Genomic DNA, 14204 nt, shown 5'->3' on the forward strand with positions numbered 1-14204 from the left:
TCCTCTCTTATAGCAATTCCACAGAAATTATTTTACGGAATTGCTATAGATATATAAAAGGGCAGGCTTCCGGTTCCCCAAAAGCTCTGCCCTTATCTGCGGAATCTGCAAGTCTCTGTTAATCAGAAACGATGCAGCCTCCCCAATTTCTTCATTTTTTATGCATCCAGTAAAAATGCTTTATATGCCTTCTTAGCTTCATAGACATCTGCTTTACTTGTGATTTCCCACGGTGCATGCATACTGAGCACTGCAACACCACTGTCAATGACCTCCATTCCATAGAGTGCAGCAATATATGCGATTGTTCCGCCGCCGCCTACATCAACTTTACCAAGCTCTGCAGTCTGGAATGCGATCTCATGGCTGTCAAAAATATTTCTGACTCTTGCCACATACTCTGCATTTGCATCATTTGATCCTGATTTCCCTCTTGCACCTGTAAATTTATTCAGCACAATACCTCTTCCGAAATAAGCTGCATTCTTTTTCTCAAATGCGTCTCCATATACAGGATCGTAAGCAGCACTTACATCAGAAGAAAGCATGCTGGAATTCTTCAGTGCTCTTCTTAATTTCAGATCACTGTAACATCCCATTGCATCAAGAAGCTCTGCTGTCGCATTCTCAAAGAAACGGGACTGCATTCCTGTTGCACCTACACTTCCGATTTCTTCCTTATCTACAAGCAGGCAGCATGCGGTACGCTTCGGTGCTTCCATCTCAAGCATTGCAAGCAGGGATGTATATGCACAAACCCTGTCATCCTGTCCATAAGCAGCGATCATACTTCTGTCAAGTCCACACTCTCTTGCCTTTCCGGCAGGTACGATCTCCAGCTCTGCTGAAAGGAAATCTTCTTCTTCTATATCATATTTATCTTTGAGGATATTCAGTACGTTCTGTTTCACTGCTTCCTTCTTCTTATCATCCTCAAGATCCTTCAGCGGTCTGCTTCCGATCAGAATATCAAGGTTCTCACCCTCGATCACTTCTGAAGCTGTTTTCTGAAGCTGCTTTCCTGCAAGATGGATCAGAAGGTCTGTAATATAAACGATGGGATCATTCTCATCCTCTCCAATATTTACCTGAACTACGCTTCCGTCTTTCTTTGCCACTACTCCATGGATGGCAAGAGGAATGGTTACCCACTGATATTTCTTAACACCACCATAATAATGAGTGTCCAGATATGCAAAATCTGTATCCTCATACAGAGGATTCTGTTTGATATCAAGACGAGGGGAATCAATATGTGCTCCCAGAATGTTCATACCTTCTGCAATATCGTCCTGTCCAATATGAAACAGTGCAACGATTTTCTTCATTCCTACAGTATAAACTTTATCTCCTGCTTTCAGTTTTTCGCCTTTCGCAGCTTTCTCCTCCAGACATTCATATCCTGCTTCCTGTGCCTCTTTAATGATCTGTGTCACACATTCACGCTCTGTTTTACCTACATCAAGGAAGTTACGATATTCCTTTGCAACCTTTTCCAGTTCTTTTTCTTCTGCTTCTGTATAAGAAAGCCATGCATTTCTACGTTCCATTACCTGTTCCGCCTTTCTGCTCTCATCCGTATTTTTTCTTCCTCTATAGTGCATTCTATTATATAGTATTTCGCGTTTTATTATATAACATTGCAGAAGTTTTTTCCAGCTAATGTTACGTTACTGTAAACAGTAATCCTCTTATGGACAAACTACAGAATTTCGTCTATAGTAATATACATCAGCAGACATTCCGGAAATTGCGGATGTCTGATTTTTCAGCAGGAGGCAACTATATATGCAGAATTCAGAAGTACTGCGTCAGCAGCTTCATTCCATACACAGAAAAAGCTACCCGGCCTACAAGGGCTTAAAGGGCGCTTACCGCTTTGAAAATTTCATTCTTTCCATTGACCATGTCCAGGGAGATCCCTTTGCCTCTCCCTCCCATATCAGTATACAGATCTCTCACAGAGATTCTGTTTTTCCCAGTGAATATTACAAGGATGTACTTACCAGAACCACCCTGTGTGATTACCTGACACGCCAGTTCGAACAGCAGGTAAACCGCTACACCTTCCGTGCAAAGGGTTCCGGAAAAAGCGGTCTGATTTCTGTTAGTCATTGTGGTCAGGAAATCCTTTCCAGAACAGCCTGTGAGATTACAGGCAGAGGTATTACTGCTCGCTTTTTCATTGGTTTCCCAGCCAACGGAAGAACGATCAATGCCCTGGAGCTGGAGAAAATCCTTTTTGATTATCTCCCTGTCTGTGTACAGAAAGCATTTTTCTATTCCAGCACAAATAAAAAAGAACTCCGCAGCTTTATGGAACTGGCTCTGGATCAGGAGTATATTCGTCAGGAACTTCTCCGCAGAAAGCTTACCGCCTTTGTAGCAGATGGTTCCATCCTTCCCAGAGAAAGCGGGATTTCCTCCCGTCCTATGAAAAACGCCATCCCCTTTTCCGCTCCGGAAAGCCTTCGGATCTCTATGGAGCTTCCTCACAAAGGTACTCTCACAGGTATGGGAATCCCACAGGGAATCACCCTCATTGTAGGCGGTGGTTATCACGGTAAGTCTACTCTTCTCAATGCACTGGAACTTGGCGTATACAACCATATCCCCGGAGACGGCAGAGAATATGTGATCACAGACTGCACTGCTGTCAAGCTTCGCTCAGAAGATGGACGTTTCATTAAGGATGTAGACATCTCCCTGTTTATCAATGACCTGCCCAACCAAAAGGATACCCATTGTTTTTCTACCCAGGATGCCAGTGGAAGTACCTCCCAGGCAGCCGGAATCGTGGAAAGCATGGAGGCAGGCAGCCATCTTTTTCTGCTGGATGAGGATACCTCTGCCACCAACTTTATGGTACGGGATGCTTTTATGCAGCAGGTAATACAGCGTGAAAAGGAGCCTATTACCCCCTTTCTGGAACGTGCAGGTGAGCTTTATAAAAAGGCTGGTATTTCCACTATCCTGGTAGCCGGAAGCTCCGGTGCTTTTTTCCATATTGCAGATACTATCATACAGATGGATAACTATGTACCCAGGGACATTACAGACTCTACCAAAGCTCTCTGTGCCAAATACCCTCTGCCTGCATTCTGTGCTCCCGCCTTCGCATCTCCACACAGTTATCGAATTATGACTAAAGCACCCCAGGATCGCCTGAAAACCAAAGTTTCCAAAACTGATGGCTTCTCTCTGGGCAGACAGGAGATTGATCTGCGTTATACTGAACAGCTCATTGACCCAGAACAAACGGCTACCCTGAGTCTTCTGTTAAAATATGCTGTAGAAAATATGATTGATGGAAAACGTACCTTATCTGAAATTGTCGAAGATCTTGAAAAAAAGCTAAAAAAAGAAGGAATGTCTTTCCTTTACGGAGACCGCCAGATTTCCTGCGGCTATGCCCTCCCCAGACTTCAGGAAATCTATGCCTGCTTTAACCGTTACCGTCGTCCCTGAGATTCTGAGTATCTGTGGATGCAGACAACACAAAATCCCCGCTCCTACAGCGATCTTGCCATAGGTGCGGGGATTCATCGATCATTTTACACTTTTATAGGGAAAGGAAAGATTTTATCTTAAGGTTCGTCACTCCCTTAAGATGTAAATATCATATCGCATAAATGTGAGAAAAATTTGTCTAATTTATAATAAAAAAATAAAATTTATTAAAAAATAGCAAAAAATGTTGATTTTACGGGATTCTTGGAATGCAGATTTTGGTTTTACCCCAATTATTACCCCAATCCGCTGATCTTATTCAAAAAAGGCAGCAGTTATAAAACTGCCACCTCACTGAATCCATTCTCTATTTGTTTCATTTCCTGCTGCTTTGTATTCGGAAGAACATGCGTATACAGATCTGCCGTCATAGCCAGACTACTGTGTCCCAGAATTTTCTGGAGTGTCTGCATATTCCCACCCTCTTCTATATATCGTGTCGCAAATGTATCTCTGAAAGCATGGTGGGTAAATCTCTCAATCTCTATGCCCTGCTGCCGGAGCCGTTTCAAAACACTATTGATAGAAAATGATACTGTAGCCGATGCTACCGCTTTAGCTCCATTACTCCCGATAAAAACATTATTATCCATCTTCCTTGCATAAATCTCTCCATAAACTAAAGACATCTTAGTCCTCTGCATCTGCAGAACTTTTTTGATAGTGTCATTCATAGGAATATCGCGCTTGCTGGTGTCAGACTTTGGCAAAGTTTCTTCAATCCCGCCTCCCTCTTTCCAGCTCACGGTCTTGCTTACGTGGATCACGTTATTGATGTAATCTATATCACGCCACTTCAGGGCCATGATCTCATTGAGCCTCATTCCAGTGCACAAAGAAAAACAGAAAAATTCATAAAGCCATTCTGTCTTAGATTCCCGTATAAATGCCTGTTGTTCCTCCCTGGTTAATGCCCTATGTATAGTTTCACTTGCTTTTGGCCTATCGTCCGTCCTAAGGGGCTTTACATTGGCGGCAGGATTCTTAACAATAATTTCATCGTCAATAGCCGCATTCAACACTGTTTTTAAAACTACTATAACACCGTTGGTCATTGATGCACTTAACTTCTTTGATAGGTCCTGCTGTAGCTTTACTACTTCACGCTTCTCTATCTTCTGAATCTTAGTCTTTCCCAGAACCGGCTTAATATGGTTATTGTACTTTGACCTGTTTATTTTAAGGCTGCTATCTTTGATCACTCCTATCCTGGACTTCTCCCACTCCTCAAAATATGCATCCAGTGTTATGTTCTTATTTGAATTGTACAGACCAGCTTTAATTTCCTCACGAATCCTAGCCTCGTTCTCTGCGCATTCTTTTACATTATGACCATAAGCGCTGTACCGCTTGCCATCTACAGTAAAACGTTTTTCGAATAAACCATTTTCCTTTTTTCGCATCCCTGATGGTATTCTCGCCATTATATCACCTGTCTTTCTATTGGCAATAGGGCAGCAGTCCGCCGCCCCTCTGATTATCCCAACAATCTTAAAACATAAGCATGAATTACTTTCAGCCAGTGAAGATTGTTACATTTCTGAATCATTTTAATAATTTCTTCTTTGCAGTCCATATTATCCCTCGCTACATTCTCCTCTGTATGCCCTTTTTACACATCCATAAATAAACTTTATCATTGTTTCATTATGTATTTTCTGTATCATCTCGATAATTTCTTTTCTGTAGTCCATATTAATACCCCCACTGTCTCTTAAATGAAACAATTACGTTATACAAAAATTTCAGAAATTTCTCGCTCTGGACTTCATTCAGAAAATTTTCAATTTCTTTTTTATAATCCATGTTATGCCTCCACCACTTTCGTATTATCTTTAATCCGCTTTACCATCAGATAATTGGCAAGGTTATGTACTCTCTTAAGGTCTTCCAGATCATTCATCATTAAAGCATCTGTAATCAGCCAGAAACGTTCCCGCTCCTCCTCTGGCAGTTCCATAAATGCTTCATTGCTGGAACAAGTCACCTGAAAGAGTTCTGCCAGCTCATAGGTGTGCTGTAATGATCTTCTGTCTTTGTTGCTCTGAACCACTTCCATGATTGCTTCTCTGCAAGGGACCTGTGTTAATGTACATTTTTTCATCACTCTTCGCCCTCCTGTTCATCCTCTTCCGGCGGTTGCTGGTTATATGCTGCCTTTACATAACTTAAAGCCATACTGAGACATTTATAATCAAAGATTTTCAGTGCAAAATTAATAATATCTGTCTGCATTGTAAGAATCAGTCTCTGCTGTGAACAAAACTCCCAGTCTTTTTCCAGATTATCAGCTTCTTCCTTTGCGTCCTCCAACTGCTTTTTAAGATCTGCAATAATCTCTGTTGCCATAACCACACCTGCACCGTCTATTTCCTGTGCCGGAACACCTGTAGTCTGCATCACTTCTGTTTCTTCCTGTGTCATTAATACTTCTTTTTTACTCATATCTCATTCTCCTTATCCAGTTCTTTAATATAATTGCATACCTTGGCAACCATAAAGCCGCTGATAAAAATTGTAAGAACATCCATTACTGATATCATTTTGTTTGTTCCTTTCCTTTGTTGTCTGAGGGGAATGAGTATGTTATAATACGCACAACCCCTCAATTTAGCTGAATGTCGGGTTACTTTGCCTTTATCAGAGTTGCCGCTCTGGTAAGGGCTTTTTATTAAATTGCTTCTACCTGAGACTTTCCAAAGAAACTTGCCTTGTATTCTGCGCCGTCTCCCCTGCTTCCCCAGATAAGAGAACATCCGAATAATGCCTTGGAACCATGAACCACTTTATATCCCAGTTCTTTCCATTTAGCAAAAGTATTCGTCTCTTCAGTGATTCCTGCTGCCTGCTTCGCACTTTCGATACGCTTTGCATTGATTTCCTCAGCCTTTGCGCTCAACCATGCTCTATGAAGAGCTTCTGCAAAGCGGATGTCCTTTGTCCTGCGGTAAATCTTCCATGCTTTCAGCATGATCTTTGATAAGTTGTACTTCATGTTCTTATCCCTCCTTTTATCGGAATTCCCAACAGCCCCGGCAGGTCTTAAAGCTATCTAAGGTTTCTCGACCATCTCATTATCCCCTTACCCTTACCCGGTGTTATGTTAGTGTCTTTGGTACATCTTACAATCACTTCATTTTCACTCTTCGCTGTTGTCTGTTCCCTTGAACTGATTATAGTATAAACATTTCTGTTTATAATGTCAATAGTTTTGTTTAAATAATTTCATTTCTTTTTTCCACTTTAATGTTGTCTTTTTAAATATTATCGTTTATAATTTATTTATATATCAAACATCAAATATTAGAGGTGAATTATTATGGCAGTTTCAGAACAGGTCAAAATATTATGTGTCAAACTCGGTATAAGTGTATCTGAGCTTGCTCGCTTATATGGTTCAAGTCCTCAAGCATTTAACCAAAAATTAAAGCGAGAGGGATTTACTCCAGCAGAACTCAAAAAAGTAGCAGAAGCAGCAGGATGTATCTATCAAAGTTCGTTTATTCTTCCTAACGGGGATAAAGTAACCGATTAATAACATGAAATACTCTCATACTCAAATTATAAAAACTAATTTCCCATTATGGGGCATTCCGCATACTGATCCTATTTATATTCTGGTTCCGTCTTCTATAGTAAATTCCGGAAAATCAGTCGATTACTATAACAATTCTGTTAATTTTTCAGAGATAGATAAAGATATCAGGCGCGGATTATACCAAATAGTAGCACCTATTCCTGATACAAATACCAAACAAATTTTCGAATCGTATATATTAGGATTAAAGAGTCTTCTTGAAAATTGTAATTATCAAGTTTTTAACGTTTGGGACTATGGATTGTTATATATTATTGAAAATACATTAATCCTTTATATTTCTATAAATATCGAATTTACTAATTCACTTGTTGTTGAAGAAATATTCGATGCTGGACATTATGATTTCGGAATAAAAAAATACACTCGCACAATTCCCTTGTGCTCTTACTGGGGATTTAATGGTATTTTGGGCTATTCAAATCCATATCACATAAGTAAGTATGAACTAATTAACACTGCGTTTCCTAATCTACAAATAAATGATTTATACAACAAATGGGAGGGAATTCCGTATTCTTATGCACTATTCGATCTTAAAGAAGAGCCTTATCATGGGATTGCAATTTGTCATACCAATGCGAAACAAACTTTAAAAAAAATATATGACATTGGTTCAGATCTTTTGTTTGCCTGCGCTACATGTTCTAACCCAAAACACTTCAATACCTGGGCAGGATTAAAATATTTATTTACTTTTAATTCCGATATGCATACTGTTTTAACTGGTCGTTTGAATGGTACTTTTGATATTTCATGGAGAAAGAAAAATTTAGGAAATGGAAAACTCGGTATCGAAGAAAAAGGAATGTCATTTTGCTGGCTCACTGCATATATGAAATCTTATAATGATGTAGAATTATTAAAATCCATTGAAAAGGGAATGTATGCAGATATTGATTTATATGAATATTCAATTCCAGAAAACAAATGGAAATCAGAGCAACTTATGTTTCAATTAATAACCCAAATGTTTCCTAAAAAACCTGTTTACTATCAATATCGTGCCGATTTCTTAAAACAAGGAAACAGTCAATTGAGTTATGACGTTTTTATACCAAGTCTTCATCTAGCTTTTGAATATCAGGGGAAGCAACATTTTGAACCTATTGATTTTTTCGGTGGAAAAGATGGCTTTGAAAAACAACAATGGCGCGACAAGCAGAAACTCAAACTCAGCATTGAAAATCATATAACTCTTGTATACATCAATTATTGGGATGACTTAAACATTCAATTAATACAGCAACGAATCAAAGAAGCCCAGCGTAGAAATCAAATATAGTATATTTATCCAGGCAGCCAGTAGAGCGGCTGTGGTTCCCCTGATCCTGAGCCTTGACAGGAGGGGATGCTTATGAGCGATTACGAGATATTTATGATAATCCTGACAACAGCCAGCTTAATTGTATCTATCCTTACATACACACATAAGAAATAGCCGCCCTGCTCTCTGGTAAAGAATAGGCGGCTACGTCTTAAACATATATCTTGCCAGGACGGGGAACCTTGACTTCCCTTACTGGCTGTCTTGATAAATATATTATATGGCAGCTCCCGGAATTTGTCAATTTCCATTTGCCCGCACTCTCATCTGCTGCCGCTTCGCCTATTCAATTTATCGGGATCCCTTCTCAGCATTTCCCTTATGCTTTCCACACCGTTCATTGCTTTGTAATAATCGTCTATTTTTCTTTATTCTACCTTACCCTATACAAATATACCCTTGCACTGTTTCCACCCATTTTCACCTTGTTTTATGCCTGTACTCTGGGCAAATAAAACATTTCACGCCGTACACTGTATATACCGCATAGCTTCCAGTCGATTCTTGCAGTCCTGGTAAATATCTTTGTAATTACGTCCTGCTGCCATGCCAGTTCTTAAAGTATGCGCTATCAGATGTTCCACCAATGACAGATCATCTAACTGACTTCCGGCAGCAGTTGTCTTGTCAGTGATTCCTACACTCTTATATGCCAGTCTGGTATAATTGCTGTAATAGTGATCTGCGTGAGTGCTTCCCTGCGCTCTGGCATATTCCACAAATTCCTTGATAACATCCGTCTCTGCTCTTCTGGTGATCCTCTCTTCCTGATCTGCTATCTGATAAGCAGCAGTATTCTTTTCATAAACAAGTCTTTCCATCCGATTGAACGCATCAATATACTTCCATTTCCAGGCATCCACTTCTTTTCCAGTAAAACCAAATGCCAGGAACACAAAGCCATCTTTATTTAACAAATACTTTTTATTATATTTTCCGGAAGCATCTTTATACTTAGATGGCTTGATGCACTGAACGCAATTTTGCGTTGAGTCATTTGCCAATAAATTCTCTATTGCTCTAATGACATCTGAATGCCTTTTTCCAAATTTCTCCGCTACCTGTAAACTATCACATACTGCTTGTTCATTTTTAAGATATACTAAATCGTCTATAACAACGCTCCTTTCCGCTCTGCAATTATTTTTCCGAGCTATATAAGCCAATACTTCAAGTTTTTTCAAGTTCTATTTTGGAAATAACTGTACTGTTATGGGGCTACATATAAAAAATCTCAACATTTCTAGTAAATATGTTATTGCTTTTCGGCTATATATGCAGAAATGCAATCTTTTTCCAACATAATGCTGTTTCTCACGCTTCCCTCACGCTTCGTTATCCATTCGCGTGTATTATATACAGCCCCATATCCTTACAGTACCGTAATATTTTCATCTAATTTTCCATTCTATTGCTAAAATGGATATCTTCCGCATGCCTGTAGTGCAGATCTGAATAATGCCAGTGTTTTTCGTTTATATCCATAAACATCTGCATGGCATTTGTAATTCTGATCGATCCCTTTTCTGGCAAGGGCCTGAAATGCCACGCCCTTGGATATACTGTAGAAGAGATCATCTTCAACCATAGGATTGCATTCATGCGCACATTGTAACAGCAGAAGCTTGTCCGGCAGTTCCAGATCCAGACAATACTGCTTCAGCTGTTTTTCCTCTCCCTTTTTAAATCCATAGTCCGCATAAGTTGCTTCTCTAGTCCGCATAATTTCTTCCTCCTTGTGTTATTTTTTATTTGTTTAGCCTTCAAATATCCCAAAGCCCGTCCGGTTCCTGTATTGTCCATTCTGATCGCGAAGCCAGCGGATAAATTCGTTTCCGTCAATATTCAGCACAATGTACTGAGGAGAACTTCCGCCATTGTTTCCAGATTCCCTCAGAGCGTCCATCATTGCCTGCTTCATGGTCGAAAGAGGAGATACAACCTCTGTCTCACGTTTGTTATCACCGAGAATTGCTGCAAACTCTCCAGCATTTCGTGGCACAACTGTACCTTTTGCCAAATATGGCATCTGTGGTGCTGTCATAGCAGGCATTCTATAGCTTCGAATGCTTCTGGCAATTCCTCCAGATATACTGGATGTTGAATGGCTTTTTCCTATATTCCGGAATATATTGTTAATCCTGTTGACAATCGCCTGGGCATTATTGTATAAGACAGTCGCCGCTGACATCATTCCGTTATTCATTCCGATCAGGAAGTTATAGCCAATGTTGTATAAATTACCTATGCTGTTACTGATACGGGCACGGAAATCTCTGAAGAACGCAAATGTTGATGAAAAAGCAGCATTCAGTTTATCTCCAAATCCATGACCACACCAGTCCGCCAACTGTTCAAACCATCTGGACGGTGAATGTGCATCAACAGCTGTCTGAGCCGGTTCCTTGACCGATTTTTCCATCATATCTGTTACAGATGCATTCACATCCGGTGAGACTTCTTCGATTCCCTTTTGAAATCCCTCGCCGGCGTTCTTTCCCAGCTCTTCTCCATCGGATTTTGCTTTGGACTTTGCATTTGTTGTATCTACGCTTGCCAATGCGTCTTTATATGCATCCCTAAGCTTCTTATTCTCCAGCAAGGTCCTTGTATAACCAGTTATAAAATAGCCTCCCATATCCCAACCAATCTGCTGTTGTTCCGGAAGTGCTTCCTGGATTCCAGTTTTCAGCCCTGCATCTAATGTGGATTTCGTTTTCTCCTTCAATGTTCCTGTTGAATCTTCTATTCCTTTTCCGTACTGGACCATCTGACCATTTGCCAGTTTATAAAACCCATCTTTATCAGGATTAAGGCCCTTATTTACGACTTCTTCATGAATTGCAATAGCTTTTTCTCCAAGGATCTGTTTTCCATTTTCCCAGATACCGCCCATCTCATCAATCGCATTGGCAGATTTCAAGATTAGGTCCGCAAAGCTTACCTTGTCTGTCGCAGTCTGCAGGGAATCCAGTTTTTCAATCAGGGAGCTTGTCTCTGTATCCTGTATTGCCTGAGAGAAAGTTTTTGTTTTCCTGGTTGCTTCGTCAATAGCTCCTGTAGAATTTGCCATTACAGCATATAATTCACTCAGATTCACATCTGTGTTTCCTATAGAGCTTGCAAGCTGATCGGAAGATACTCCCGCCTCTACCAATGCATCCCTGAGTTGGCTGATAGTCCCCGCCGGTGATGTATCAGAAGAAATTGCACCGACCTTTTCATAAAGCTGCTGCATAGCTTCTCCTGATACAATGCCCTGCTCCTTAAGGTCCTCCAATACAAGCTGAAAGTTTGAAAGCAGTTGTTCTGTACTTTTCAGCTCATCATTACTGGATGTCGTTTTCTCAGAAGCCGTAGCACCTGCTGCTACACCGATTCCTATCGCAGAAGCAAATTTTAAAAATACGCCGCCTGCTTTCAATGCAGTAATTGCTCCACTCACGCCATCTGAAGCAGCTGTTGTAAAAAGTGCCTTGAACGCCTTTGTTAATATTCCAATCAGCTTCGCAGAACCAAACGCAACGACCAACCCATCTACAAATCTGCCTGCCGGCGTTCCTGCCAGTCCAGACAATAACCCGCCTATGGCATTTATCATGACTGTGGCAGCAGTTTTCAATATCTCTGTCCATGGAAGTTCCGATAAAAATTCCCCTATACCTTTTCCAAACTCCTGAAAATTCTCAAGAGTCATTACATCAGTCAGTGTTTCGCATAACTTCTCAATAAACTCGCCAAGCGCCGCTCCATTTGCTTTCCAGTCCGTTTCTGTCAGGAATGTAGTTATTCCATTTTTGATATTATCGGCAAAACCAGTCCAGTCAAATGTAGCTGTAAAGTTCTGCAGGGATGTGAAGATTCCATTGATTGAAGTTGCAAGAGCATCGCCTATCTCGGCAAGGTCTATACGATGAAAAGCACCATTCAATGTCTCCGCCAGGGATGTTCCTATGCCGGCCCAGTTTAATTCATGTACCGCTCCGTTTAATGTGTCCCAGAGAACCATCACACGATTACCAAAGAACCGTCCGACCTCTTCCCATGATGTTGTATCCATAAGACCATTAACAGCTTCCGCAATACTTTTTCCCAGATTCTTAAAATCTGTTTTCTCCATGAGCAGATTCATTGTCCGGACTATCGTATTCAGTCCCTCACCTACGGTATTTCCCAGATATGTCCAGTCAATCTCATCAACCATGGAATTGAAGATACCTGTGATCGCATCAACGCCCTTTTCAATCTTCTTGCCTACATTGTCCCACCGGATTGCTTTATTGACCTTTTGCAGACCCTTATTAATCTGACTTCCAAGAAGTTTCCCGATGCCCTTCCAGTCCTGCTTTTTGATCATATCTTTGATTCTGTCCGCAAAGTCCTTAATCTTGCTTTTTATGGGAACATCTTCGAACATATCTTTTGGTAAAAGCGTTGGTGTCTCCACATTTGACAGATCACTTATTGTATCGGTAGTATTCCCCCCGATCACATTCAGTTCATCAAAGGAAGCAATGTTCTTTTTCGTTGCTTTTGCTAACTTTTGTTGCTCTTTTGCCTGCTTATTTGCAGCTGTAGCAGCTTTTTTAGAAGATGCCGAAGTACTGTCTAAAGACTGTGCATAGTCCTGTTGTACAGCTTTCGCCTGTGTAAATGTTGTCTGTCCGGTAAGAGCAGCAAAGAACATTCCTACGGATGTAGCCGCCTGCGAGCACATATCAATGAGTTTTGTGAGTATCGGCGTTATCACTGTCAGAACCGGCACAAATGCTGTGGCAAGGCTATTTTTCAGTCTTGTCATAGAGGACATTAACTGTGAAAAGCTGGCATTTGTAGAATTGCTATACTGTGCGAGGTTCTGAAATCCCTCTTTCATCCCTTCAATAGCAGAATTTATAGCCCGAAATACGCCAGAGAACATCAGCGACATTCCCAGCATTTTTCCCAGACCTGCCTTGGAACGTTTTGTCTGTTTATCGAAATTAAGCATAGATTCCACTGCTTTTTTCATAGCAGAGACCATGCTTTTTACAGCCGATCCTGCGCTCTTTAAAGCAGAGCCAATGTTCTTCATGACTGCACCTACACGTGCAGCAGCTTTCTGTAGATTCTGCATTGCCAGAACAAGCTTGTTGTTCTTTTTCTGATATTCCTCTACTTTTTTCCTTAGATTATTGTATGAAGAATATAACCTTCCGTTTGTACGTTCCAGCTTCTGCGATTCCTCGTTGTACTTCTGTAATGCATTCTTATAGGCATCTGTCGATTTAGGATCTATGTATGCGCTACTGGATACCTGCATCTCTTTCTGTTTGTTCTGCAGTTTTTCCATATCCATCCATATTTTATCCAACTGCTTATCCAGATCCTTAACAGGTCCAGAATCAACCGGGAATCCCATGTTGAGCCATTCACGCTGTTTAGATTCTACGCTCTCAAAGTCTGTCTCAAGAGCTTTGATCTGAGCTGAAATCTGCTTGTATTCTTCTGTTTCTGTCTTGCTTTTACCCAGCTCATCCAGCTTAGATTTTAATTCAGCAACTTTTCTTTCCTGATTTTCATAGCTTTGATAAAGGCTGTTAACTGTTGCAATCTGCCTTTGAAATGAATTTTTTGCTGTTTCTCCCATTTTTGATACCTGAGCAGTAATTCTTGTCATTCCTGCTTTGATGGTATTTAAGCCTTTGGAAAGACCTTCTGTCTGAATCCTGGTATCAATGATGATTGAGCCATCAGCTGCCATATTATCTACCTCCCGACTATTTGAGG

11 protein-coding genes are annotated in these 14204 nt (G+C 40.6%); 3 read left to right on the forward strand and 8 right to left on the reverse strand.

Translation table 11 applies throughout. The features are described from left to right. Window positions 1–158 precede the first annotated feature (158 nt). Window positions 159–1550, reverse strand: a complete 1392-nt coding sequence (locus tag ACTNDS_RS05250) for an aminopeptidase (RefSeq protein WP_441034193.1) — start codon at window positions 1548–1550, stop codon at window positions 159–161. A gap of 238 nt (window positions 1551–1788) precedes the next feature. On the opposite strand from ACTNDS_RS05250, the gene ACTNDS_RS05255 reads away from it, so the two are divergent. After that, window positions 1789–3468 (forward strand): ABC-ATPase domain-containing protein, encoded by a 1680-nt coding sequence (locus ACTNDS_RS05255; protein ID WP_441034195.1) that lies wholly within the window; start codon window positions 1789–1791, stop codon window positions 3466–3468. Window positions 3469–3785: 317 nt separating this feature from the next. Here ACTNDS_RS05255 and ACTNDS_RS05260 read toward each other — a convergent pair whose 3' ends face one another. The 4 genes from ACTNDS_RS05260 to ACTNDS_RS05275 form a co-directional block, all read right to left on the reverse strand. Further along, a complete protein-coding gene (locus ACTNDS_RS05260; protein ID WP_173744150.1) occupies window positions 3786–4934 on the reverse strand; it encodes a tyrosine-type recombinase/integrase in 1149 nt (382 codons plus the stop codon). A gap of 383 nt (window positions 4935–5317) precedes the next feature. Beyond that, on the reverse strand, window positions 5318–5614 hold the full coding sequence (locus ACTNDS_RS05265) for a hypothetical protein (RefSeq protein WP_441034198.1): 297 nt from the start codon (window positions 5612–5614) through the stop codon (window positions 5318–5320). Further along, window positions 5614–5955 (reverse strand): hypothetical protein, encoded by a 342-nt coding sequence (locus ACTNDS_RS05270; RefSeq protein WP_441034200.1) that lies wholly within the window; start codon window positions 5953–5955, stop codon window positions 5614–5616. Before ACTNDS_RS05270 ends, ACTNDS_RS05265 begins: the two co-directional genes overlap by 1 nt. Window positions 5956–6181: 226 nt before the next feature. Then, window positions 6182–6505: a hypothetical protein gene (locus ACTNDS_RS05275; protein ID WP_441034202.1), complete on the reverse strand. Its 324-nt coding sequence runs from the start codon at window positions 6503–6505 to the stop codon at window positions 6182–6184. A gap of 324 nt (window positions 6506–6829) precedes the next feature. Between ACTNDS_RS05275 and ACTNDS_RS05280 the strand changes: the two genes are divergently transcribed. Further along, the gene (locus ACTNDS_RS05280) at window positions 6830–7045 is read left to right on the forward strand and encodes a helix-turn-helix domain-containing protein (protein ID WP_055066188.1); all 216 of its coding nucleotides are present in this window, start codon (window positions 6830–6832) and stop codon (window positions 7043–7045) included. A 4-nt stretch (window positions 7046–7049) separates the two neighbouring features. Beyond that, window positions 7050–8393, forward strand: coding sequence for a hypothetical protein (locus ACTNDS_RS05285; RefSeq protein WP_441034205.1), 1344 nt, complete (start codon window positions 7050–7052; stop codon window positions 8391–8393). A gap of 503 nt (window positions 8394–8896) precedes the next feature. Here ACTNDS_RS05285 and ACTNDS_RS05290 read toward each other — a convergent pair. The 3 genes from ACTNDS_RS05290 to ACTNDS_RS05300 all read right to left on the reverse strand — a co-directional run bounded on the left by ACTNDS_RS05290 (window position 8897) and on the right by ACTNDS_RS05300 (window position 14178). After that, window positions 8897–9619 (reverse strand): Rha family transcriptional regulator, encoded by a 723-nt coding sequence (locus ACTNDS_RS05290; protein WP_441034207.1) that lies wholly within the window; start codon window positions 9617–9619, stop codon window positions 8897–8899. 230 nt (window positions 9620–9849) lie between these two features. After that, the gene (locus ACTNDS_RS05295) at window positions 9850–10158 is read right to left on the reverse strand and encodes a hypothetical protein (protein WP_441034209.1); all 309 of its coding nucleotides are present in this window, start codon (window positions 10156–10158) and stop codon (window positions 9850–9852) included. A gap of 33 nt (window positions 10159–10191) precedes the next feature. After that, window positions 10192–14178: a hypothetical protein gene (locus tag ACTNDS_RS05300; RefSeq protein WP_441034211.1), complete on the reverse strand. Its 3987-nt coding sequence runs from the start codon at window positions 14176–14178 to the stop codon at window positions 10192–10194. Window positions 14179–14204: the final 26 nt, after the last annotated feature.

This window comes from Blautia sp. HCP3S3_C12 (genome assembly GCF_052064155.1).
Taxonomy (GTDB): domain Bacteria; phylum Bacillota; class Clostridia; order Lachnospirales; family Lachnospiraceae; genus Blautia_A.

Excerpts from the sequence above, each read along its gene's own strand:
- ACTNDS_RS05300 (WP_441034211.1), bottom strand. The coding sequence starts at position 14,178 with ATGGCAGCTGATGGCTCAATCATCATTGATACCAGGATTCAGACAGAA.
- ACTNDS_RS05285 (WP_441034205.1), top strand. The coding sequence starts at position 7,050 with ATGAAATACTCTCATACTCAAATTATAAAAACTAATTTCCCATTATGG.
- ACTNDS_RS05270 (WP_441034200.1), bottom strand. The coding sequence starts at position 5,955 with ATGAGTAAAAAAGAAGTATTAATGACACAGGAAGAAACAGAAGTGATG.
- ACTNDS_RS05275 (WP_441034202.1), bottom strand. The coding sequence starts at position 6,505 with ATGAAGTACAACTTATCAAAGATCATGCTGAAAGCATGGAAGATTTAC.
- ACTNDS_RS05265 (WP_441034198.1), bottom strand. The coding sequence starts at position 5,614 with ATGAAAAAATGTACATTAACACAGGTCCCTTGCAGAGAAGCAATCATG.
- ACTNDS_RS05255 (WP_441034195.1), top strand. The coding sequence starts at position 1,789 with ATGCAGAATTCAGAAGTACTGCGTCAGCAGCTTCATTCCATACACAGA.
- ACTNDS_RS05295 (WP_441034209.1), bottom strand. The coding sequence starts at position 10,158 with ATGCGGACTAGAGAAGCAACTTATGCGGACTATGGATTTAAAAAGGGA.
- ACTNDS_RS05250 (WP_441034193.1), bottom strand. The coding sequence starts at position 1,550 with ATGGAACGTAGAAATGCATGGCTTTCTTATACAGAAGCAGAAGAAAAA.
- ACTNDS_RS05260 (WP_173744150.1), bottom strand. The coding sequence starts at position 4,934 with ATGGCGAGAATACCATCAGGGATGCGAAAAAAGGAAAATGGTTTATTC.
- ACTNDS_RS05280 (WP_055066188.1), top strand. The coding sequence starts at position 6,830 with ATGGCAGTTTCAGAACAGGTCAAAATATTATGTGTCAAACTCGGTATA.